The organism is Pseudomonas sp. BMS12, assembly GCF_001592875.1.
Lineage (GTDB): Bacteria > Pseudomonadota > Gammaproteobacteria > Pseudomonadales > Pseudomonadaceae > Aquipseudomonas.
In genome coordinates this window covers 1-20641 of sequence record NZ_LSOF01000017.1, presented here as the reverse complement: position 1 = coordinate 20641, position 20641 = coordinate 1, and the positions used below count along the sequence as shown (strand labels likewise).

Here is a 20641-nt window from a genome sequence, read left to right as displayed (position 1 = left end):
ACTGGCTCTATCAGGCAGCCAAGCTGCATCCCAATAGGATGCGCGGCCCGTTTAGCGATAGATGCCTGTCATGCCGCTTCGCTCCTCGTGGCACTCGGCCGAGCCCAGTTCGAACTCGCGGCAGATCAGCGGGCGCACCTCATAGATGGTGCAGCGCATGCTGTCGCGGTCCAGTGCGGCACACCAGCCGTCGTCCAGGCGCCGCATCACCTCGCCGCCCCAGTCGTCGGTTTCGATAAAACGCTGCGGTACGCCGGTGTCGGTGATCAGCATGACTTCCAGCTGGCAGCAGCAGGCCGCGCAGGTGCTGCAGCTGACGGTAGGCTCGCTGGGGAGTTGGGTGAGGGGGATGCGGGTCATGGGCGCGGAGTGTACGGCAGGCAACCGAGGATGGCTTGCCTGGCCGACAGACCGACCCGTTACAGGCTCAGTGATCGCTCTTTCCCTGGCCGAACAGCAGGCGCCTCGCTTCCGGACCGAGCAGGGCCGCCGGGTCGCTATTGATCTGCTCGGCCAGCGCATAGGCACGCTGCACGGCGGGGCGTGCGGCGATGCGTTCCAGCCAGGCGGCGACGTTGGGCAGCTCCTCCAGACGTTGTCGCTGGGCCTCCCAGCCCCGCACCCAGGGATAGATGGCCATGTCGGCGATGGAATAATCGCCGGCAACATAGTCCTGCCCGGCCAGCTGTCGGTCGAGTACGCCGTACAGGCGTGCCGTCTCCTTCACGTAGCGCTCGATGGCATAGGGAATCGGTTCGGGTGCGTAGCGGGTGAAGTGGTGGTTCTGCCCGGCCATGGGGCCGACGCCGCCCATCTGCCAGTACAACCACTGCAGCACGCGGAAGCGGGCACGCACATCGTCCTGCGGCAGGAACTGGCCGCTCTTGTCGGCCAGGTATTCGAGGATGGCGCCAGACTCGAACAGCGCCAACGGTTCGCCGCCATCGGTCGGTGAATGATCGACGATGGCCGGGATGCGGTTGTTGGGGGCGATCTCCAGGAACGCGGGCTGGAACTGCTCGCCCTTGCCGATATGTACCGGTTTGACTTGGTACTCCAGGCCGCTTTCCTCAAGAAAGATGCTGATCTTGTGGCCGTTGGGTGTGGTCCAGTAGTAGAGGTCGATCATGGCAGTCAGGCTCCTGCGGGTTGAAAACGACGGACTGCGCCGTGTTGCGCCTCACAGCGCTCAAGCAGGCGCTGGAACCAGGCCGAGGCGGCGGCGTCTTCGGCCCAGGGCGCACTACCCAGGCTCCAGGCCCAGAAGAACAGCCCGCCAAGCAGGAAGTCGGCAGCGCCGGGGCGTTCGCCGTCCAGGTAGGGCTGCTTGCCCAGTACGCTACTCACTGGCGCCAGGGCTTGGCAGAACTGCGCACGGCCACCGGCTTCATCGGCGAATGCTTCCAGCGTTGTGCCCAGGTTGCGCTCGCGGCTTTCGCGGAAATAGGTACGATCCTCATCGGCGATGGCGGCGTAGATGCGCAGGATCAGGTGCTTGAACAACCCTATGCGCATGGGCGCGAACAGGCTGTCGAGCAGGCGCAGGCGGCTGTATGCCAGGTCGTCACCCACTGCAGGTGCCTGTGCGTGGGTTGCGTCCAGGTACTGCAGGATGGCCAGGCTGTCGTTGGTCACCTGTTCGCCATCGCGCAGTACGGGTACCAACTGCTGGTTGGAGAAGCCGATGAGTGCTTTGTCGGAGAAGCGAATGGGCCGACTGACGAAGTCGAGCTCCTTGTAGGCCAGGGCCAGGCGGACTCGCCAGCAGTAGGGGGAGAACACCACCTGTGGGTCGGCGCCGCAGAGTTCAAAGAGTTCACGCATCTTCACTTCTCCTATTGGGACCGTTTGGTCCATAAAATGGCAAAAAATCAGTCAAGAGGTCGCAGGGCGAGGTTCACAACGGCTTCTACCGCTTCGCGGGGCGCACCTGACTTGACCTGGGTACGCAGGCCGCTCATCAGGCACTGCAGGTAGGCGGCCAGGGCTGCAGGATTGCTCGTGTCGGCCAGTTCGCCGCGTGAGATGGCCTGTTCCAGGGCATCGCGCAGGGCTCGCTGAATGGCCGAGCCGCCTCGCTGGATCAGTTGCGCGATCTGCGGATCACTCTGGGAAAACTCGCTGGCCACGTTGACCAGCATGCAGCCGCGTGGTGGCTCGCCGGTGTGGCTTTCTTCCATTGCGCTGAGTAGCCAGTGGGCAAGCGCCGGCTTGATCTGTGGTGCGGCCAGCAGTTGGGTGCGCAAGTCGCTGGCGCGTTGCTGGCAGTACTGGGCGAACGCGGCACGAAATAGCCCAAGCTTGCTGCCGTAAGCCTGGTACAGGCTGCTCTTGGACAGACCGGTAGCCTGCAGCAGGTCCTGTAGCGAGGTGGCTTCATAGCCTTGCTGCCAGAAGATCTGCATGGCCTGATCGAGTACTCGATCCGGATCGTAGGATAGGGGGCGGCCGCGTTGAGTCATGCCGGATAATTTAGGACTGATCGGTTCAGAATGCAACCGGTAGGCGGGCAGTGGTCAGCGCCGTGTGGGGGGCGCCTCAGGCGGAGCTGCTGCGGTCGTGTGGCAGGCTCTTAGCCCGATACATCCCCGCAAACCCATGCGCCACCAGCATCACCAGGGCCCAGATCGCGGCCAGCAAGAGCAGCGTTGGCCATTGCCCCAGGGGCAGGCCGACGCCGGCCAGTTTGGCGCCGGCCAGGTAGGACAGTGGCGCGGCGCTGGCGCCGAGCAGGCTGGCCAGCCACCAGGGGCGGGCGCTCCAGGCCAGGCTGTGGTTGAGGGTGGTGGCGAACAGGGCCCAGAGCAGGGCCAGCCAGGCGGGCAGCAGGCGGCTGTCGCCGGCGAAGTCGAAGACGCCGAGGTTGAGCAGGAAACTGTCCAGCGTGCAGCCGAACAGCGCGACGCTGGCGACCAGGCGCCCTTCGCTGCGCCAGTGGGCGACCCAGATGAAGTGGGCGACCAGGCAGGCCAGCGCCACCGTCAGCAGCCAGGGGCGGGTGGCGCCGAAGATGCAGGCGAACCAGCCCACCTGGAACAGCAGGGCGTTGAGGATCAGTGAGCGGGGCGCGGTCATGGGCATGCGAGTCGGCCGGTAGTTAGCAACGGCAGAGAGTACCCGTACCCCGGCCGTCGCCCAAGGACAATGGTTCAGGCATCGAGGCGCCCGAGCAGCGGCGCCGGGCGTGCCCCTTCCTTGGCCAGCAGCAGTTGCGCGGTGCCGATGGTGCGTTCGAGGAAGCCGCCCTCGCAGTAGCACAGGTAGAACTCCCACAGCCGGTAGAAGTAGTCGTCGTAGCCGAGCTGCTCCAGGCGATGGCGAGCGTGGCGCAGGTTGTCGTGCCACAGGCGCAGGGTTCTGGCGTAGTGCAGGCCGAAGTCCTCCATGTGGTGCAGGTTGAGGTCGGTGTCGCGGCTGATCACGTCCAGCATCCTGCTCACCGAGGGCAGTGCGCCGCCGGGGAAGATGTAGCGCTGGATGAAGTCCACCGACTTGCGTGCCTGTTCGTAGCGCTGGTCGCGGATGGTGATGGCCTGCAGCAGCATCAGGCCGTCGTCCTTGAGCAGGCGCGCGCACTGTTTGAAGTAGGTGGGCAGGAAGCGGTGGCCGACCGCCTCGATCATCTCGATGGACACCAGCTTGTCGTACTGGCCCTGCAGGTCGCGGTAGTCCTCCAGCAGCAGGGTGATGCGCTGCTGCAGGCCCTGTTCCTCGATGCGCCGCTGGGCGTATTCATACTGCTGGCGCGACAGGGTGGTGGTGGTGACCCGGCAGCCATAGTGGCTGGCGGCGTAGATGGCCATGCTGCCCCAGCCGGTGCCGATCTCCAGCAGGTGGTCGTCGGGTTTGAGGTCGAGCTTCTGGCAGATGCGCTCCAGTTTGTTCAGCTGGGCCTGTTCCAGGCTGTCGTGCGCGGTGTCGAACATCGCCGCCGAGTACATCATGGTCGGGTCGAGGAATTGTTCGAACAGCTCGTTGCCCAGGTCGTAGTGGGCGGCGATGTTCTTGCGCGAGCCCTGGCGGGTGTTGCGGTTGAGCCAGTGCAGGCCCTGCAGCAGCGGGCGGCCGAGCAGGGCCAGGCCGCGCTCCATGCCGTCCAGCACGTCCAGGTTGGCGACGAAGATGCGTACCACCGCCGTCAGGTCCGGGGTGCTCCAGTAGCCGTGGATATAGGCTTCGCCGGCGCCGATCGAGCCATTGCCGGCGACCATCGCCCAGACGGCGCCGTCCAGCACCTGGATCTCGGCCTGCAGGTGCGCACCACTCTGGCCGAAGGTCTGCCGTTCGCCGTCCTCGACTATGGTCAGCTGGCCGTGGCGCAGCTGGCCGAGCTGGTGCAGCACGGCGCGCCTGAGCAGGCCGGCGCCGATGCCGTTGCCGGCGCGCACACTGGTTTTCGCGGAACTGAGATCAGGGCTTTTCATGGCGAGGCTCCAGAGAGGCGGTGCGGAAGTCGCCGTCCGCGGCACGATGGCTATGAATCGGGATGCGCTTGAGCAGCAGGCGCAGGGCTTGCCAGTAAATGGCCAACAGGGTCTTGGCGGTCATCCAGGGGAAACTCAGCAGATGCTGGTGCAGGCTGGCGCGGGTCAGTTCGACGCGGCGCAGGCCGAGGCCGGCTTCGAACAGCTTGTCTTCGCCCTGCCAGTCCTCCATGCGGATGCGCAAATGCTCGTCGGGTGGCGAGTAGCGCATGCGGTATTCCAGTTCGCGCGGCAGGAAGGGTGAGACGTGGAAACTCTTGGCCACGCGGTGGCGCGACTCGCCCTCGGCATTGGCCGGCAGCACATAGTGGTAACGCTCGCGCCAGGGTGTGTTGCTGACCTCGCAGAGGATGGCGGCCAGCCGGTCGTGCTCGTCGAAGCAGTAGAAGAAGCTCGCCGGGTTGAACGCCAGACCCCAGCTGCGCGGCTGCGCCAGCAGACACACACGGCCTTGCGGCATCTGGCCGAGTGCTGCGCCGACGCGCTGGCGTACGGCATCGAGCAGGCGCACGCCTTGGCCGGTGAGCTGAGGCAGGAAATCGCTTTCGCGGAAGGCGAAAGGCGCCCAGCGCGAGCGCCCGGCCAGGGGCGACAGGGCCAGCACCGCGTCCTGCTCGCTCAGGTCGAGGTAGAGCAGACCCATGCGATAGCGAAAGGCATGGCCACGCGGCAGGAAGCGGCGGTGGCTGACCCAGCCCTGGTACAGCGCACTGTTCACAGCTGCTCCCCGAAGGCGCGGGCCACGCGCAGTGCGCTGACCACGCCGTCTTCGTGAAAGCCATTGGCCCAGTAGGCGCCGCAGTAGTAGCTGTGCTGGACGCCGCAGAGTTCCTGCCAGCGCGCCTGGGCGGCAATGCCGGCCAGGCTGAACTGCGGATGGGCGTAGCGGTAGTGGCCAAGGATCTTGGCCGGGTCGATGGCCGCCGTCTGGTTGAGGCTGACGCAGAAAGTGGTGTCGCTGCGGATGCCCTGCAGGATGTTCATGTTGTAGGTGACTGCCGCCGGCTGCTCGGCAGGCTGTTGCAAAGCTGCTGCGCTAGGCCATGCGTCGTTGGTGCCCACCTCGGAATGCTCATTTACCTCTCGTAAACTGCGCTTCTTCGGCGGGCCCCGCCTAGCCTGGCCGTCGCTCGCGACGCTTTGCAACGGCCTGCTGGGCCCACCCAGGCGGTAGTTCCAGCTGGCCCAGGCCAGCGGCCGGTCGGGCAGCAGGCGGGTGTCGGTGTGCAGCACCACGTCGTTGTCGGCGTAGCGCAGGGCGCCGAGGATCGTCCACTCGGCCTCGCTCGGGGCGGCCAGCAGCGCCAGGGCCTGGTCGCTGTGGCAGGCGAAGATGACTTTGTCGAAACGCTCGGCGCCGCTCGGGCTATGGATAGTCACGCCCTTGGCATCGCGTTCGACTCTATGTACCGGGCAGTTCAGGCGAATGCGCTCGGCGAAGCCGGCACTCAGCGGCGCCACATAGCTGCGTGAGCCGCCAGCGACGATACGCCACTGCGGGCGGTCGTTGACCGAGAGCAGGCCGTGGTTCTTGAAGAAGCGCACGAAGAACTGCAGCGGGAAAGTCAGCATGTCGGCCAGCGACATGGACCAGATCGCCGCGCCCATCGGCACGATGTAGTGATCGATGAAGCGCTGCCCGTAGCCGCGCCGGCGCAGGTAGTCGCCGAGCGTGGTGTCGGCGCCGATGTGCTGTTGCTCGAGGTCGAACAGCGCCTCGCGGTTGAAGCGCAGGATGTCGCGCAGCATGCCCCAGAACCCCGGCGACAGCAGGTTGCGGCGCTGGGCGAACAGGCTGTTGAGGTTGTTGCCGTTGTACTCGCAGCCGCTGGCCGGGTCGTGCACCGAGAAGCTCATCTCGGCCGGCTGCGAGGCGACGCCCAGCTGGTCGAGCAAGCGGATGAAGTTGGGGTAGGTCCAGTCGTTGAACACGATGAATCCGGTGTCGATGGCGTACGGGCGCCCTTCGACCTCGACGTCCACTGTGTGGGTATGGCCGCCGACCCAGTCGCTGCTCTCGAAGACCGTTATGTCGTGCTGGCGGTTGAGCAGATAGGCGCTGGTCAGGCCGGCGATGCCGCTGCCGATGATGGCGATCTTCATGGTTGGTGTTCCGTGCGGGCCAGGCGCTTGCCCAGGGCCAGTTGCAGGCGGGCGGGCAGGTGCGAAAGCAGCACCAGGCCGGCGATGAACAGACGCGGAAAGGCGATCTCCAGCGGGCGCTTGTCCAGGCGTTCGGCGATATGCCGGGCGGCCCTGTCCACCGGCCAGCGCATGGGCATGGGGAAGTCGTTCTTCTGCGTCAGCGGCGTGTCGACGAAGCCGGGGCTGACCAGGGTGACGTCGACGCCGCTGGCGGCCAGATCGATGCGCAGCGACTCGAACAGGTAGCGCAGCGCCGCCTTGGAGGCGCCATAGGCCCCGGCCCGCGGCAGCGGCAGGTAGGTCACCGAGCTGCTCACGGCCACCAGGTGTGGGTTCTGACCCTGGCGCAGCAGAGGCAGGGCGGCTTCCACGCAGTAGCTGGCGGACAGCAGGTTGGCGCGCATGACGCGCTCGACCAGGTCGGCCTCGAATGCCTCGGCTTCGAGGTATTCGCAGGTGCCGGCATTGAGAATCACCAGGTCCAGCGCGCCCCAGTGTGTGGTGATCCGCTGACCGATGGCGCGCACCTGTTCGGTGTCGCTCAGGTCGCCGGGCGCCAGCAGCACCTGCTGTGGGTAGCGTGTGGCCAGGGTCTGCAGGGCGCCGGCATTGCGCGCGCTGACCGCCAGGCGGTGGCCTTGTTGCAGGAGGATTTCCGCCAGGGCGGCACCGATGCCGCTGCTGGCGCCGGTCAGCCAGATGCGCTTGCTCATGCCAGCCTCCGCTTCAACCAGGCAATGGCGCCACCCATCAGGGGCAGGTGCTCGTAAAGCAGGGCGCCGGCGTCGAAGTAGTCGCGGTGCTGGTAGACCTTGTCCCACCACAGCAGGTGCGAACAGCCGTCGACGCGGATCAGCGCACCACTGCGCAGACGCGGGTGGCGGTAGTTCATGGTCCAGCGCAGGTAGCCTTCGCCGTCGCTGATCTGGTCGTGGCTGTGGATGTCGAAATACAGCTGGCTGACGTTGGCATACAGCTCGGCGAAGTAGTCTTGCAGCGCCGTCAGGCCGCGCACCTCGTGCAGTGGGTCGCGGAACAGGATGTCCGCGCTGTACAGCTCATCGATGCGTTGCAGATTGCTGGCGTCCAGCTCGGCAAAGCGTTCGGCGAAATGACGCAGGAAGTCAGACATGCGCAGCCTCCGTTTGCGGCAGGTTCTTGAAGGCCTGCAGCACCCGCTCGCGCGAACGGGCCAGGTCGACGATGGGGCGCGGGTAGTCGGCGATGCCAAACAGCCCGCCCATGGCCGCCGGATCGTGGATATCGCGTTTGTTCAGCTCGGCCAGCTCCGGTACCCAGGTGCGGATGAAGCGGCCATCGGGGTCGAACTTCTGCGACTGGCTGATGGGGTTGAAGATGCGGAAGTAGGGCGCCGCGTCGGTGCCGGTAGAGGCGCTCCACTGCCAGCCGCCGTTGTTGGCGGCCAGGTCGCCGTCTATCAGGTGGCGCATGAAGAAGCGCTCGCCCTCGCGCCAGTCGATCATCAGGTTTTTGGTCAGGAACATCGCCACCACCATGCGCAGGCGGTTGTGCATCCAGCCGGTGGCCAGCAGCTGGCGCATGGCCGCGTCGACGATGGGGATGCCGGTGCGGCCCTGCTGCCAGGCCGCCAGCTCTTTGGGCGCATTGCGCCAGGGCAGCGCTTCGGTTTCCGGGCGGAAGGCGCGATGCCGCGAGACGCGCGGATAGCCGACCAAGATGTGCTTGTAGAACTCGCGCCAGAGCAGCTCGTTGATCCAGGTGATGGCGCCGGGATTGCCGCTGTCGAACTCGCCACGGTTGCCCTGCAGCGCCGCATGCAGGCACTGGCGTGGGGATACCACGCCGGCGGCCAGGTAGGGCGACAGGCGGCTGGTGCCGGGGCGGGCGGGAAAATCGCGTTGCTCCTGGTAATACAGCAGGGCCTCGTCGGCGAACTCGTCCAGGCGCTGGCGCACGTGCGCCTCGCCGGCCGGCCAGAGCTGGCGCAGGCTGTCGCTGGGCGATACGAATTCGGGCAGTGCCCTGGGAATGGCATCGCTGGCCAGGTCGAGCGAGGCCTGGGGTTTGGGCGTCGGCACCAGGCCGGGCATGGCCGTATGCAGGCGCTGGTAGCAAACCTTGCGGAACTGGCTGAACACCTGGAAGTAGGTGCCTGTGCGGGTCAGCACGCTACCGGGCTGGAACAGCAGCTGGTCGAGGTGGCTGCGCCACTCGACGCCGAGCATGTCCAGTTGCCCGCGCACCGCCTGGTCGCGGCGGGTCTCGTTGAGGCCGTATTCCTCGTTGACCTGGACGCAGCCGATGCCCTGATCGCGGCAGACATCGGCCAGCACTTGCGGAGCAGCGCGCCAGTGCGTGGCGGTGCGAATCAGCAGCGGCACGTTCAGTTCGGCGAGGCGCTGCTGCAGTTCCTTGAGGTTGCGCAGCCAGAAGTCGACCTTGCAGGGGGCATCGTCGTGCTCCAGCCATTGCTGCGGGCTGAGCACAAACAGGGCAATGGTCGGCCCCGCCTGCAGGGCGGCGGCGAGGGCGGTGTTGTCGTGCACGCGCAGGTCGGTGCGGAACCAGATCAGTTGACGCATGGGCTGGCCTTGAGTTGTTGCAGGAGCAGATCGGCGCTCAGAGGGTCGTCTGCCAGGTGCAGGCCGGGCAGTTGGCGCAGGTCGTCGGCGTGGATGTGAGCGGCCGCGCCGACCAGCAGCAGGGGCACGGCGCAGTTGGTATTGAGGCGCGGCAGTTCGCGGCGCAGCAACGAGTTGTCCAGCGCCTGGCTGGAATACAGCAGCAGGGCATAGGGGGCGAGGCTGTCCAGGGCGACTGCCAGCTCGACCAGCGGCAGTGGCCAGTCGAACACCTCCACTGGGCTGCCGGCGCAGCTTGCCAGCCAGGCGCTAAGCCACAGGCCAGGCTCCAGTGGCAGATCGGACAGGTTGACCAGCAGCAGGGGCGCACCACTGAGCTGGCGGTTGTTCTGCGTCAGGCGCGCGCCCAGCTTGCTGCGCAGCCAGGAGTGGAAGAACACCCGTTCCAGATGGGCGCCGAAGGGCGCGCCTTGCCAGCGCTGCTGCAGTTCGTCGAACAGCGGCAGGAATAGCTGCTGGCACAGGGTCCGTGGTGGATAAAGCGCCAAGACACGATTGAAGTGCTCGTCCAGCTGGCGCTCTTTCAGCTCTTCGATGCACTGCAGCAGCTGGCTGCGCAGGGTCTGCCACTGATTACTGCCGGGCGCCGGGGGCGTGCTGCGCGTGCTGAGCAGCTCCTTGACCTGGCCAACCGCCACGCCACGCTCCAGCCAGCCGAGAATGGCGTGGATGCGCTCCAGGTGCTCCTGGGAATAGAGCCGGTGACCCTTGGGCGTGCGGTGCGGGACGATCAGGCCGTAGCGGCGCTCCCAGGCGCGCAGGGTCACCGGGTTGACCCCGGTGTGCCGCGCCACCTCGCGGATCGGCAGGTAGCCCTGGGCGAGGGCCGCCTGGTAGTCGTCGCCTGGCGTGTTCATAGGGCGTTGCGCAGGCTGAGGTTTTCCGGGTGCGGCTGCAGGTAGGCCTGGCGCGCCACGTAGTGATCCGGATGCTGGCGGAAGTGGTGCTTGAGCAGGGTCAGCGGCACCACCAGCGGCACGATGCCGCGCCGGTACTGTTCGATCAGCTGCTGCATCTCGGCCTTCTCGTCGCGGCTCAGGGCCTGCTTGAGATAGCCGGACAGGTGTTGCAGCACGTTGCTGTGGGTGCCGCGGGTGGCGCACTTCTTCAGTGCTGCCATCAACTGGCTGAAGTAGCGCGGGCCGACTTCACACGGGTCGTGCCGGCCGAGTTCGCCGAGCAGCTGGCCGAGGGCCTTGTACTGCAACGGGTTGCTGGCCATCAGCTGGTACTTGTAACGCGAGTGGAAGTCGATGATGGCCTTGCGTGTCAGGCCGGCGTGCAGCAGGCGCTGCCATTCGGCGTAGGCGAACACGCGGGTGAGGAAGTTCTCGCGCAGCACCGGATCGTTGAGGCGGCCATCTTCCTCCACCGGCAGGTCGGGGCGCAGGCGGGTCAACGCGGCGGCGAAGATGCCGGTGCCGCCGCCATCGGCCGGGTAGCCGTTGTCCCGGTATACCTTGACCCGCTCCAGGCCGCAGGACGGCGACTTCTGCATGAAGATGTAGCCGCAGATGTCATGCAGTTCGCCAGCCATGCGCGTGCCGTAATCGTGCAGCGCCTGGGTGTGGTCCTGTTCGCGATGCACCGTACCCAGTGCGCGCGGCGCGGCGGGGTCGCCGACCAGGCGGATGGGTTCACGGGGAATGCCCAGGCCGATGGCCGCTTCCGGGCACAGGGGGACGAATTCGAAGTGCTCGGCCAGGGTGTGGCTGCACAGGCGCGATTCCTTGTGGCCGCCGTTGTAGCGCACAGGCGCACCGAGCAGGCAGGCGCTGATACCGAGTTTGAGCAGTGCGGGTGCAGTATTGGGCATGGCTCGACCTTCGATGTTTCTTGTACAAGAAATTGTTTTTGTACAACTGATCGCATCATAGATCTTGAGTTGTACAAGTCAATGCTCTTGTACAGCTTTCTTGCGCGCGAACGGACCCGTCGTGCGCGCACAGCCCCGTAGTCAGGTGGCTTCAGGACAGGTGCAGAGCTTTGCCGAGGTAATCGAAGAACAGGCAGTAGAGGGCGATCGGCAGCGGCAGGCCCAGCAGGGTGCCGAGCAGGTAGTGGCGCAGCTTCACACCGGACAGGGCGAGCGCGTAGTTGAGCGGAGGTACGGTCTGGAACAGCAGGCGCAGCAGGGCGACGCAGGCCACCGGGTGGGCGTCGAGGTGCCCGAGAATGCGTCGGGCCAGGCGGTTGTCCAGCTGGCGCAGCGCGTCGCCGCCCATCCAGCGGATCACGCCGAAGGTGAACAGGCAGGACAGGGTGGCGGCCAGGTAGGTCGCCACACCGCCCCAGGTCCGACCGAACGCCAGCACGGCGGCGGCGAGGAAGATCCAGCCGGGCAGCTGGATCAGGTTGCCGAGGGCGAAGAGCAGGGCGAATGCCAGCAGCCCGCCGACCTTGTGCATCAGCAGCAGCTGGTGCAGGTATTCCAGGCTGAAGTGCTGGCGCAGCCCGGAAAGCTCGAACAGGGCGAACAGGGTGACGAGGAACAGGACGGTCAGTAGCAGGCGGCGAGGCATGCGCTTCTCTCGGGTTCAGGGATAGCCGAGCAACTGCTTGATCTGCCCGAGGTGCGTGCCGACCCAGATCTTGTCGATGGCGCCCCAGTCGCGGATCTCATAATGGCCGGCGTTGTTGCGCGCGCCGTCGTGCTGCACGAAATCGCAGTGGATATCCAGTTCGGCCAGCGCGGCCAGGGTGTCCTGGGCGGTGCGCCGGGGCATGCCGGTGGCCTCGATCAATGCCGGCACGCTGGTGGCGGTGCCGCTGTCGATCAGCCAGGCGACGTACAGGCGGCGGTAGAAACTGGTGCGGGTCTTGCTGGCTTCCATGTTGGCTCCTGAAGGTGGCGACTCCCGCGTCTTGCCAGGCGCAACTGGCCAGGGTATCTACGCAGGTCTTGCGGAGGATAGCGATGAACGCTCAGAACGACGACCTGGAACTGGCGCTGGTGCAGTGTGAACTGGCCTGGCAAAACCCCTCTGCCAACCGGGAATACTTCGCCGCCCAGCTGGAGCAGGCGCGCGGCGCCGACCTGGTGGTGCTGCCGGAGATGTTCAGTACCGGCTTCTCCATGCACTCGGCCGAGCTGGCCGAGCCGGAAGACGGCCCGACCACGGCCTGGCTGCGCGAGCAGGCGCAGCGCATCGATGCGGTGGTCACCGGCAGCCTGATTATCCAGGCCGCCGATGGCAGCTACCGCAACCGCCTGCTGTGGGCGCGCCCGGATGGCTCGCTGGCGCATTACGACAAGCGGCATCTGTTTCGCATGGCCGGCGAGCACAAGCACTACGCGGCGGGTGAGGAGCAGGTGGTGCTGGAGGTGAAAGGCTGGCGGGTGCGCACGCTGATCTGCTACGACCTGCGCTTCCCGGTGTGGAGCCGTGACCCCGAGGGTACCGATCTGCTGCTGTACACCGCCAACTGGCCGGCGGCGCGGCGCCAGCACTGGAACCGTCTGCTGCCGGCACGGGCCATCGAGAACCTGTGTTACGTGGCCGCGGTGAACCGCATCGGCAGTGACGGCAATGGCCACCCCTACAGCGGCGACAGCCAGGTGCTGGACTTCCAGGGCGAGGCCTTGCTGGCGCCGGGTGATGCGGCTGGCGTATTCCGCGTGACGTTGGCAGCCGCCGAGCTGGCGGCCTACCGGCAGCGCTTCCCGGCGCACATGGACGCCGATGCTTTCAGTCTGAGCTGATGGGCTCGCATCCCCCTCTCCCCCCAGGAGAGGGTCGGGGTGAGGGCGTTATACGCACTGCAGCCGTTACGCCAGGCTGGCCATGTCGATCACGAAGCGGTACTTCACGTCGCTTTTCAACATGCGCTCGTAGGCCTGATTGATCGCCTGCATGGGGATCACCTCGATGTCCGAGACGATGCCGTGCTCGGCGCAGAAGTCGAGCATTTCCTGGGTTTCGGCGATGCCGCCGATCAGCGAGCCGGCGATGCGCCGGCGCTTGAAGATCAGGCCGAACACGTCCGCCGGCGGGTGCGGCGAGTCCGGTGCGCCGACCAGGCACAGGGTGGCGTCGCGTTTGAGCAGGTTGAGGAAGGGATTGAGGTCGTGCGGCGCGGCCACGGTGTTGAGGATGAAGTCGAAGCTGCTGGCATGCGCTGCCATCTCATCGGCATTCTTCGATACCACCACTTCACTGGCGCCCAGGCGCAGGGCGTCGTCGCGCTTGTTCGGCGAGGTGGTGAACAGCACCACGTGCGCGCCCATGGCGGCGGCGATCTTTACCCCCATATGGCCGAGACCACCGAGGCCGACAATGCCGACCTTCTGGCCCGGCCCCACCTTCCACTGGCGCAGCGGCGAGTAGGTGGTGATGCCGGCGCACAGCAGCGGGGCGACGGCGGCCAGTTGCTCGGCACTGTGGCGGATCTGCAGGACGAAGCGCTGATCGACCACGATGTGCTGGGAGTAACCGCCGAAGGTGTTCTCGCCGCCGAACACCGGGCCGTTGTAGGTGCCGGTGAAGCCGCTTTCACAATACTGCTCCAGGCTCTCGCCACAGGAGGCGCAGTGCCGGCAGCTGTCGACCATGCAGCCGACGCCGGCGACGTCGCCGACCTTGAACTGGGTGACGCTGCTGCCGACGGCGCTGACCCGGCCGACGATCTCGTGGCCCGGTACCGAGGGATACAGGGTGTTGTTCCACTCGTTGCGCGCGGTGTGCAAGTCGGAGTGGCAGACGCCGCAGTAGAGAATGTCGATGGCCACATCGTCCGGGCCGACGGCGCGGCGCTGGATTTTCATGGGGGCCAGTGGGGTTTCTGGATTCTGTGCGGCGAAGGCGAGGGTGGTGGTCATGCGGCTCTCCTGAGCGGTGCAAACGATGCAGGAGAGGCTAAGGCAGGCGGGTTACAGGCGGCTTGCACGATCCTGCCGAGTCTGTGCCCAGAAGTGCGAACTTGCAGGTGACCGCCTGCAGCAGACCGTCCTCAAGGGTGGCTGAAGCCGTTTGCTACGAAGACACGCCGGCGGGGCATCTGCGTTTCCTTCATCGCGGCTGAAGCCGCTCCCACGGGGCGTGCCTGGATTTTTTGTGGGAGTGGCTACGGTGCCGCCCAGCCGTTGCCAGCGATGGCGCGCCATAAAAAAGGGGGCCGAAGCCCCCTTTTGTCAGTGCCTGGCGATCAGGCCGCCGCAGTCTTCTCGTCAGCTTGTTCCAGGGCACGGTTCAGTGCGCTGAACAGGGCGCGGAAGGTCGCGGTAGTCAGGTTCTCGTCGATGCCGATGCCGTGCAGCGGGCGACCACCGTTCAGGCGTACCTCGATGTAGGCCGCAGCCTGGGCATTGGTGCCGGCGCTGATGGCGTGCTCGTGGTAATCCATGATCTCGATGCTCTGCGGCAGGGCGGCGACCAGCGCCTCCAGCGGACCCTTGCCGGTGCCGTGCTTGCGGCGGGTCTCGCCGTCGTAGGCCACTTCGACGTCCACGGTGCAGATGCCGTTCTCTTCCTGCAGGCGATGGCTCTTCAGCACATAGGGGCTGTTGGCTTCGAGGTACTCGCTCTGCAACAGGCTGTAGATCTGCTGGGCGGTCATCTCCAGGCCGAGGCGATCGGTCTCGCGCTGCACCACCTGGCTGAACTCGATCTGCATGCGGCGCGGCAGGTTGATGCCGTATTCCTGCTCCAGCAGGAAGGTGATGCCGCCCTTGCCGGACTGGCTGTTCACACGAATGACGGCTTCGTAGTCGCGACCGATGTCGGCCGGGTCGATCGGCAGGTACGGCACTTCCCACACGGCGTCGTCCTTCTGCTGGGCGAAGCCCTTGCGGATGGCGTCCTGGTGCGAACCGGAGAAGGCGGTGTGGACCAGGTCGCCGGCGTAGGGGTGACGCGGGTGCACCGGAATCTGGTTGCAGTCCTCGACTACCTTGCGCACGGCGTCGATGTCGGAGAAGTCCAGCTCGGGGTCGACGCCCTGGGTGTAGAGGTTGAGCGCCAGGGTCACCAGGCAGACGTTGCCAGTGCGCTCGCCATTGCCGAACAGGCAGCCTTCGACGCGGTCGGCGCCGGCCATCACGGCCAGTTCCGAAGCGGCGACGCCGGTGCCGCGGTCGTTGTGGGTGTGCACACTGATCAGCACGCTGTCACGACGATCGACATGGCGACCGAACCACTCGATCTGGTCGGCGTAGTTGTTCGGCGTGGCGCACTCGATGGTGGCCGGCAGGTTGAGGATCAGCTTGCTGGTCGGGGTCGGCTGGAACACGCCGATCACCGCGTTGCACACCTCGACGGCGAAATCGATCTCGGTGGAACTGAAGACTTCCGGCGAATATTCGAAGCCCCACTGGGTTTCCGGCTGTGCGGCAGCCAGGCGCTTGATGGTCTGCCCGGCGGCCACGGCAATGGCTTTGACGCCGGCCTTGTCCTGGTTGAAGACGATCTTGCGGAAGCTCGGCGCGCAGGCGTTGTAGTAGTGAACGATGGCGCGCTTGGCACCCTTGAGCGACTCGAAGGTGCGCTCGATGAGGTCGTCACGGGCCTGGGTCAGCACCTGGATGGTGACGTCGTCAGGGATGTGGCCGCCCTCGATCAGCTCGCGGACGAAGTCGAAGTCGGTCTGCGAGGCGGACGGGAAGCCCACTTCGATTTCCTTCAGGCCCACGGCGAGCAGGCACTTGAAGAAGCGCATCTTCTTCTCGGCATCCATCGGCTCGATCAGCGACTGGTTGCCGTCGCGCAGGTCGGTGGACAGCCAGATCGGCGCCTTGTCGATGATCTGGTCCGGCCAGGTGCGATCGGGCAATTGCACCTGGGTGAAGGGGCGGTATTTCTTCGACGGGTCTTTGAGCATGGTCATCGGACAAATCCTTGAATTCGGCGGCAGGCCGGGGCAACACGAAAGAGTTGAGGCGAGAGGAAGGTTCAGCCGCGTAGTCGCGGACTGACCAGGCGCAGGCAGGTGTGTTGCCGCAGCAGAATGAGGGTGTGAGCTGTTTTCATGCTGATAACCCTACTGCTGGAGGGTAAATATGGCAATGCTTGCGCGCAAAACGCCAAAGTATTGCGGGTATGGCTCTTTGTTGGTGAATTATTGCGCTGTATGGCTGGGGCGTTGTGTTGAATTGCGTGAACTCTAGGACAGCAGGCTGAGCACGGCCTGAGGACGCTGGTTGGCTTGCGCCAGCACGCTTTGCGCCGCCTGTTGGATGATCTGCTTGGAGACCAAATTGGAGGTTTCCGCGGCGAAGTCGGTGTCGAGGATGCGCGAGCGGCTGGCCGAGGCATTTTCGGCGATGCTTTGCAGGTTCTCGATCGTCGACTCAAGCCGATTCTGCACGGCTCCCATGTAGGCCCGCTGGCGGTCGATATAGGCCAGTGCGTCGTCGATATCCATCACCGCCAGGCCGGGGGTGTCAATCAGGTCAAGACGGCTGAGGGCCAGTGTGTCGGCATTGAACGAGCTGATGCCGATCTGGATGGTTTCATAGGCATTGGCGCCGACCTGAAACTCTGTCTGGGCGTTGCCGCCAACACCATTGGCGTTGAACAGGGTTGGCTCGACCAGTGTGAATCCTTGCGAGCCAGGCACGCCAGTCCCTTGGTTGAGTAGCACGTCTTCTGCAGTCAGCTCAGGGCCGCCGTCGGCGTCCAGGCCGCCAATAGCGCCGGTGTCGGCGTTGGTCAGGTCGAGGCTGGCCACATAGGTGGCGGCATCGGCGTTGAACTGAGTCCCGAAGTCGGCCAGGCTGGCGAAGGCGCCATGGCTGGCATTGGTCAGTGCCTGATCGAGGGTCGCGCCGGTATTGGCGTTCAGGTAGCCCATGATGTCCTTGATGCCCTTGCCGCCGGCCGCCTTGATGCTGTCGTGCATATAGCGCACCGCCGCATAGCCACCTGAGTAACCGGCCGAACCACTCACGTCGTCGGCGTTGAAGGCTGTCACTATCGCGGCGGTGTTGGTGCCGCCAGCGGTGTCGTTGAACAGGCGCTCATCGGCACCTTGTACGGCCTCTGCTGCCCCTTCTATGAACCAGCTAGGCAGTCCCGCGGCAAAGTTCATGGTGCGACCCATGACTGCGTGGGCCATCTCATGGGCGATGACTCGGTCGGTGTATTGCGGGTAGCTGCCGCCGTCCGGCAGCGTGCTGGCATCGAAATAGGCCAGGTTGACGTTGAGTGTCTGGTTCAGCACGCGCCCACCACCGTCAGCACCGGAGTAGGACACCGAGGCCAGCGCCTGGCTACTGCTGTCGTTGCTGAAGGTGATTTCCATCTTTGCGCCATCGGCGCGCAGGCCAAAGGCATCGAATACGCGCTGCTCGCCCTCACTGATCCAGAAACCCTTGAGCGAGTTGAGGACCGCGCGTTGGTCCAGATCGCCCAATACCGAGAAGCTGCCCTGATCGAATACCTTGCGCCCGGCGAAGGTGGTGGTTTCGTTGACCCGGTTGATTTCCTGCAGCAGCTGCTGGGCTTCCTGGTCGAGCGCCTGGCGCTCGCTGACGCCATTGGAGCCGTTCATGGCCTGAAGTCCGAGCGAGCGGATGCGCTGCAGGGCGTCGGTCACGCTTTGTAGCGCGCCCTCAGCCACCTGCAGCAGCGAAATGCCATCGTTGGCGTTACGCACCGCCACACCCAGCCCGCGTACCTGCGAGGTCAGGCGATTGGAAATCTGCAGCCCGGCTGCATCGTCCTTTGCGCTGTTGATGCGCTGTCCGGTAGACAGGCGCTGCAGCGAAGTATTGAGGCCGGTACCGTTGCTTTCCAGTTGGCGACGCGTGAACGACGAGGCGATGTTGGTGTTGACCGTCAGCATCAACCGCTCACCCATATCCACCGGACGGCTGTCCGGCTTCACTGGATAGATCGGCAGGGCGTTACGGGACTTAAACGTGCTCCGGCTCAGGTCGACGAGCGGTAGGTGCTACGTCCGCAAGAGCACGGAAGTCCACACCGCTTGGGTTCTGGAATACGCGCAGGCCGAAGGCCGGCAGGATCGCCAGCAGGTGGTCGAAGATATCGGCCTGGATGCCCTCGTAGGCCAGCCAGGTGGTGGTGTTGGTGAAGCAGTAGATCTCCAGCGGCAGGCCGTCGGCACCCGGTTGCAGCTGGCGCGTCATCAGCGTCATCTGCTGGTGGATGCCAGGATGCTGGCGCAGGTAGCGCTCGACATAGGCACGAAAGGTACCGAGGTTGGTCAGGCGGCGGGTGTTGCGTGGGTCGTTGCGTTCGGCGTTGCTGGCCAGCAGTTCGGCCTGCTTGTCGTTCAGGTAGTCGGTCAGCAGTTCAACGCCGCGCAGTTCATCCTGCTGCTCGGCGCTGAGGAAGTGCACGCTGTTCTGGTCCAGGTGCAGGCAGCGCTTGATCCGTCGACCGCCGCTTTCCTCCATGCCGCGCCAGTTCTTGAACGCGTCGGTGATGAAGCGTTTGGTCGGGATGGTGCTGATGGTTTTGTCCCAGTTCTGCACCTTGACCGTGTGCAGGGCGATGTCGATCACGTCGCCGTCGGCATTCAGTTGCGGCATCTCCACCCAATCGCCGACACGGATGATGTCGTTGGAACTGATCTGCACGCTGGCCACCAGCGACAGCAGGGTGTCCTGAAATATCAGCAGCAGGACGGCGGCCATGGCGCCGAGGCCGGACAGCAGAATCAGCGGCGAGCGGTCGATCAGGCTGGCAATGATGAGGATGGTGGCGATGGCGAAGACGGCGATCTTCACCACCTGCAGGTAGCCCTTGATCGGTCGGAGGTGGGCGTCGCGGCGCAGCTGGTAAAGGGTGTTGATGATATCCAGCAGGGCGCTGATGGCCAGGGCCACGGTCAGCACGATAAAGGCGGAGGCGACATTGACCACCACGCTGGTCACCGCTTCTGGCAGGTTGGGCAGCAGGTGCACGCCGCTGATCAGGATCAGTGCCGGTACCACGTTGGACAGGCGCTTGATCATGCCGCTGTCGCGGATATTGGTGGTGCGGCCCAGGTGGGTAGCGCCCATCGCGCGATTCAGCCCGCGTACGAGGATGCGCTTGACCAGCCAGTTGGCGGCCCAGGCAACGAATAGCAGGGCGCCGAGGGCGAAGATGGTGTGCAGTTCGGGGTGACGGCTCAGCCAGTCCAGGGCGTTTTGCAGTTGCGCGGGCATGCCGGAGTTCTCGTAGTGCAATGGCTCAAGCGGCAGGACCTTAGCAAAGCCTGTCCGCGAGCCCAAGCCGCATCTGTAAGCCCGGATTGCGACTCAGGGCTTGAACGCGCCAATAAAGATGGCTGGGTCAACCCGGGCATCGTTGAGGCTGATGTTCCAGTGCAGGTGCGGGCCGGTGGCGCGTCCGGTGCTGCCGACCTTGCCCAGTACCGCGCCGCGGGCCAGCTCGTCGCCGACCTGCACGCCGACCTGCGACAGGTGGCAGAACATGCTGATCAGACCCTGGCCATGGTCGACGAACACGGTGCGGCCGTTGAAGAAATAGTCGCCGACCAGGATCACCTTGCCGGCGGCTGGGGTCTTGATCGGGGTGCCGGCCGCGGCGGCGAAGTCCAGCCCGGAGTGCGGGTTGCGCTCCTCGCCGTTGAAGAAACGACGCAGGCCGAAGGGGGAGGACAGTGGGCCGTTGACCGGCTTGTCCAGCAGCAGGTTGCTCGGCTGGCGAGGGCTGAACTGGCGGTAGGCGGCGTTCTGCTCGGCCAGTTCGCGCTCGATGCGCTTGAGGTTGGCCGGGTTCGGGTTGACCTGTTCCTTGTTCTTCAGGGTGATGCGTTGCTCGCGATAGCGCTTGGCACCAACCGTGAAGCTCAGTGTGCGCCCGTCCGCCTGCAACTGCTGTGTGCCGGGTTTTACCGTCAGCGGGATACCGGCGATGGCGATCCAGCGTTGCCCGTCTTCCCTGATCACCAGCACCGGCTTGCCCTGGTAGCGCACCTGCGGTGCGCTCGGGCCGTCACCCAGGTCGACCACCGCAACGCCGCCGGGCACCGGTTTGTTCAGCAGGCGGGTGAGGAAGCCTTCGGCATGGACGGGCAGGGCGAGGCAGAGCAGCAGGGCGACGATCAGGCGCATCAGTTGGCGTTCCGTTCGTAGGATGGTTCGGGGTGCTTAGCCGGCGGTTCAATCCAGCAGCGACAGGGTCACCGGCGTGAGGTGATTGTCCTCGACCCGCACCTCCAGTTCGCCCTCGCCCAGGCGCGCCTTGAGGCGTTGGCCAGGTTGGGTCTGGCTGGCGGCGCGCACGGCCTGGCCGCGCTCGTCGAGGAGAATGCTGTAGCCACGGCCGAGGGTGGCCAGCGGGCTGACGATATGCAGGTTCTGCGCGAGGCCTTCGAGCTTCTGCCGGCGTTCGCGCAGCTGGCCCTGCACGGCGCGGGGCAGGCGCGCGGCCAGGCTGTCCAGGCGCTGGCGCAGCAGGGCCAGGGCGCGGCCGGGGT

General features: G+C 65.5%; 21 protein-coding genes and 2 pseudogenes. 1 reads left to right on the top strand and 22 read right to left on the bottom strand.

The window, feature by feature from the left end; translation table 11 throughout:
• Nucleotides 1-51 precede the first annotated feature (51 nt).
• From AYB31_RS16595 to AYB31_RS16525, 16 genes and pseudogenes are all read right to left on the bottom strand, one after another.
• On the bottom strand, nucleotides 52-360 hold the full coding sequence (locus tag AYB31_RS16595; RefSeq protein ID WP_068829822.1) for a YkgJ family cysteine cluster protein: 309 nt from the start codon (nucleotides 358-360) through the stop codon (nucleotides 52-54).
• Nucleotides 361-427: 67 nt separating this feature from the next.
• A complete protein-coding gene (locus AYB31_RS16590) occupies nucleotides 428-1129 on the bottom strand; it encodes a glutathione S-transferase N-terminal domain-containing protein (RefSeq protein ID WP_068829821.1) in 702 nt (233 codons plus the stop codon).
• Nucleotides 1130-1134: 5 nt separating this feature from the next.
• Nucleotides 1135-1824: a glutathione S-transferase family protein gene (locus tag AYB31_RS16585; protein ID WP_177332307.1), complete on the bottom strand. Its 690-nt coding sequence runs from the start codon at nucleotides 1822-1824 to the stop codon at nucleotides 1135-1137.
• Between the two features lie 47 nt (nucleotides 1825-1871).
• A complete protein-coding gene (locus tag AYB31_RS16580) occupies nucleotides 1872-2405 on the bottom strand; it encodes a TetR/AcrR family transcriptional regulator (RefSeq protein WP_236715572.1) in 534 nt (177 codons plus the stop codon).
• Nucleotides 2406-2538: 133 nt separating this feature from the next.
• Nucleotides 2539-3075: a DUF2878 domain-containing protein gene (locus tag AYB31_RS16575; RefSeq protein WP_153020737.1), complete on the bottom strand. Its 537-nt coding sequence runs from the start codon at nucleotides 3073-3075 to the stop codon at nucleotides 2539-2541.
• Nucleotides 3076-3149: 74 nt separating this feature from the next.
• On the bottom strand, nucleotides 3150-4424 hold the full coding sequence (locus tag AYB31_RS16570; protein WP_068829817.1) for an SAM-dependent methyltransferase: 1275 nt from the start codon (nucleotides 4422-4424) through the stop codon (nucleotides 3150-3152).
• Nucleotides 4411-5202 carry a DUF1365 domain-containing protein gene (locus AYB31_RS16565; RefSeq protein WP_068829816.1) on the bottom strand — a complete coding sequence of 264 codons (792 nt, stop codon included), beginning with the start codon at nucleotides 5200-5202 and terminating at the stop codon, nucleotides 4411-4413. Before AYB31_RS16565 ends, AYB31_RS16570 begins: the two co-directional genes overlap by 14 nt.
• Nucleotides 5199-5495, bottom strand: a pseudogene (locus AYB31_RS22180) (FAD-dependent oxidoreductase); the annotation flags it as partial. The pseudogene AYB31_RS22180 and the gene AYB31_RS16565, both read right to left, overlap by 4 nt.
• 141 nt (nucleotides 5496-5636) lie before the next feature.
• Nucleotides 5637-6587: pseudogene (locus AYB31_RS16560) on the bottom strand (NAD(P)/FAD-dependent oxidoreductase); the annotation flags it as partial.
• A complete protein-coding gene (locus tag AYB31_RS16555; RefSeq protein WP_068829815.1) occupies nucleotides 6584-7342 on the bottom strand; it encodes an SDR family NAD(P)-dependent oxidoreductase in 759 nt (252 codons plus the stop codon). The pseudogene AYB31_RS16560 and the gene AYB31_RS16555, both read right to left, overlap by 4 nt.
• On the bottom strand, nucleotides 7339-7761 hold the full coding sequence (locus AYB31_RS16550; protein ID WP_068829814.1) for a nuclear transport factor 2 family protein: 423 nt from the start codon (nucleotides 7759-7761) through the stop codon (nucleotides 7339-7341). The genes AYB31_RS16555 and AYB31_RS16550 overlap by 4 nt, the downstream gene beginning before the upstream one ends.
• Nucleotides 7754-9193: a deoxyribodipyrimidine photo-lyase gene (phrB, locus tag AYB31_RS16545; RefSeq protein ID WP_068829813.1), complete on the bottom strand. Its 1440-nt coding sequence runs from the start codon at nucleotides 9191-9193 to the stop codon at nucleotides 7754-7756. The genes AYB31_RS16550 and phrB overlap by 8 nt, the downstream gene beginning before the upstream one ends.
• The gene (locus AYB31_RS16540; RefSeq protein ID WP_068829812.1) at nucleotides 9181-10110 is read right to left on the bottom strand and encodes a MerR family transcriptional regulator; all 930 of its coding nucleotides are present in this window, start codon (nucleotides 10108-10110) and stop codon (nucleotides 9181-9183) included. Before AYB31_RS16540 ends, phrB begins: the two co-directional genes overlap by 13 nt.
• Nucleotides 10107-11069 carry a YbgA family protein gene (locus tag AYB31_RS16535; RefSeq protein WP_068829811.1) on the bottom strand — a complete coding sequence of 321 codons (963 nt, stop codon included), beginning with the start codon at nucleotides 11067-11069 and terminating at the stop codon, nucleotides 10107-10109. The genes AYB31_RS16540 and AYB31_RS16535 overlap by 4 nt, the downstream gene beginning before the upstream one ends.
• 151 nt (nucleotides 11070-11220) lie before the next feature.
• Nucleotides 11221-11775 carry a VTT domain-containing protein gene (locus AYB31_RS16530; RefSeq protein ID WP_068829810.1) on the bottom strand — a complete coding sequence of 185 codons (555 nt, stop codon included), beginning with the start codon at nucleotides 11773-11775 and terminating at the stop codon, nucleotides 11221-11223.
• Between the two features lie 15 nt (nucleotides 11776-11790).
• Nucleotides 11791-12087 (bottom strand): winged helix-turn-helix domain-containing protein, encoded by a 297-nt coding sequence (locus AYB31_RS16525; protein WP_068829809.1) that lies wholly within the window; start codon nucleotides 12085-12087, stop codon nucleotides 11791-11793.
• Between the two features lie 83 nt (nucleotides 12088-12170).
• Here AYB31_RS16525 and AYB31_RS16520 point away from each other — a divergent pair, with 83 nt between their 5' ends.
• Nucleotides 12171-12956, top strand: a complete 786-nt coding sequence (locus AYB31_RS16520) for an amidohydrolase (RefSeq protein ID WP_068829808.1) — start codon at nucleotides 12171-12173, stop codon at nucleotides 12954-12956.
• Nucleotides 12957-13022: 66 nt separating this feature from the next.
• Here AYB31_RS16520 and AYB31_RS16515 read toward each other — a convergent pair whose 3' ends face one another.
• The 6 genes from AYB31_RS16515 to AYB31_RS16490 all read right to left on the bottom strand — a co-directional run.
• Complete coding sequence (locus AYB31_RS16515) at nucleotides 13023-14072, bottom strand: NAD(P)-dependent alcohol dehydrogenase (protein WP_068829807.1); 1050 nt, start codon at nucleotides 14070-14072, stop codon at nucleotides 13023-13025.
• A 326-nt stretch (nucleotides 14073-14398) separates the two neighbouring features.
• Complete coding sequence (gene leuA, locus AYB31_RS16510) at nucleotides 14399-16075, bottom strand: 2-isopropylmalate synthase (RefSeq protein WP_068829806.1); 1677 nt, start codon at nucleotides 16073-16075, stop codon at nucleotides 14399-14401.
• Nucleotides 16076-16351: 276 nt separating this feature from the next.
• Nucleotides 16352-18037 carry a flagellinolysin gene (locus tag AYB31_RS16505; RefSeq protein WP_068829844.1) on the bottom strand — a complete coding sequence of 562 codons (1686 nt, stop codon included), beginning with the start codon at nucleotides 18035-18037 and terminating at the stop codon, nucleotides 16352-16354.
• Nucleotides 18038-18104: 67 nt separating this feature from the next.
• The gene (locus AYB31_RS16500) at nucleotides 18105-19364 is read right to left on the bottom strand and encodes a mechanosensitive ion channel family protein (RefSeq protein WP_068829805.1); all 1260 of its coding nucleotides are present in this window, start codon (nucleotides 19362-19364) and stop codon (nucleotides 18105-18107) included.
• 93 nt (nucleotides 19365-19457) lie between these two features.
• Nucleotides 19458-20276, bottom strand: coding sequence for a peptidoglycan DD-metalloendopeptidase family protein (locus tag AYB31_RS16495; RefSeq protein ID WP_068829804.1), 819 nt, complete (start codon nucleotides 20274-20276; stop codon nucleotides 19458-19460).
• 48 nt (nucleotides 20277-20324) lie between these two features.
• The coding region (locus AYB31_RS16490; protein ID WP_330220005.1) for an exodeoxyribonuclease VII large subunit at nucleotides 20325-20641 on the bottom strand (317 nt) is incomplete at its 5' end.

Excerpts from the sequence above, each read along its gene's own strand:
- AYB31_RS16595 (WP_068829822.1), bottom strand. The coding sequence starts at position 360 with ATGACCCGCATCCCCCTCACCCAACTCCCCAGCGAGCCTACCGTCAGC.
- AYB31_RS16590 (WP_068829821.1), bottom strand. The coding sequence starts at position 1,129 with ATGATCGACCTCTACTACTGGACCACACCCAACGGCCACAAGATCAGC.
- AYB31_RS16585 (WP_177332307.1), bottom strand. The coding sequence starts at position 1,824 with ATGCGTGAACTCTTTGAACTCTGCGGCGCCGACCCACAGGTGGTGTTC.
- AYB31_RS16580 (WP_236715572.1), bottom strand. The coding sequence starts at position 2,405 with ATGCAGATCTTCTGGCAGCAAGGCTATGAAGCCACCTCGCTACAGGAC.
- AYB31_RS16575 (WP_153020737.1), bottom strand. The coding sequence starts at position 3,075 with ATGACCGCGCCCCGCTCACTGATCCTCAACGCCCTGCTGTTCCAGGTG.
- AYB31_RS16570 (WP_068829817.1), bottom strand. The coding sequence starts at position 4,424 with ATGAAAAGCCCTGATCTCAGTTCCGCGAAAACCAGTGTGCGCGCCGGC.
- AYB31_RS16555 (WP_068829815.1), bottom strand. The coding sequence starts at position 7,342 with ATGAGCAAGCGCATCTGGCTGACCGGCGCCAGCAGCGGCATCGGTGCC.
- AYB31_RS16550 (WP_068829814.1), bottom strand. The coding sequence starts at position 7,761 with ATGTCTGACTTCCTGCGTCATTTCGCCGAACGCTTTGCCGAGCTGGAC.
- phrB (WP_068829813.1), bottom strand. The coding sequence starts at position 9,193 with ATGCGTCAACTGATCTGGTTCCGCACCGACCTGCGCGTGCACGACAAC.
- AYB31_RS16540 (WP_068829812.1), bottom strand. The coding sequence starts at position 10,110 with ATGAACACGCCAGGCGACGACTACCAGGCGGCCCTCGCCCAGGGCTAC.
- AYB31_RS16535 (WP_068829811.1), bottom strand. The coding sequence starts at position 11,069 with ATGCCCAATACTGCACCCGCACTGCTCAAACTCGGTATCAGCGCCTGC.
- AYB31_RS16530 (WP_068829810.1), bottom strand. The coding sequence starts at position 11,775 with ATGCCTCGCCGCCTGCTACTGACCGTCCTGTTCCTCGTCACCCTGTTC.
- AYB31_RS16525 (WP_068829809.1), bottom strand. The coding sequence starts at position 12,087 with ATGGAAGCCAGCAAGACCCGCACCAGTTTCTACCGCCGCCTGTACGTC.
- AYB31_RS16520 (WP_068829808.1), top strand. The coding sequence starts at position 12,171 with ATGAACGCTCAGAACGACGACCTGGAACTGGCGCTGGTGCAGTGTGAA.
- AYB31_RS16515 (WP_068829807.1), bottom strand. The coding sequence starts at position 14,072 with ATGACCACCACCCTCGCCTTCGCCGCACAGAATCCAGAAACCCCACTG.
- leuA (WP_068829806.1), bottom strand. The coding sequence starts at position 16,075 with ATGACCATGCTCAAAGACCCGTCGAAGAAATACCGCCCCTTCACCCAG.
- AYB31_RS16500 (WP_068829805.1), bottom strand. The coding sequence starts at position 19,364 with ATGCCCGCGCAACTGCAAAACGCCCTGGACTGGCTGAGCCGTCACCCC.
- AYB31_RS16495 (WP_068829804.1), bottom strand. The coding sequence starts at position 20,276 with ATGCGCCTGATCGTCGCCCTGCTGCTCTGCCTCGCCCTGCCCGTCCAT.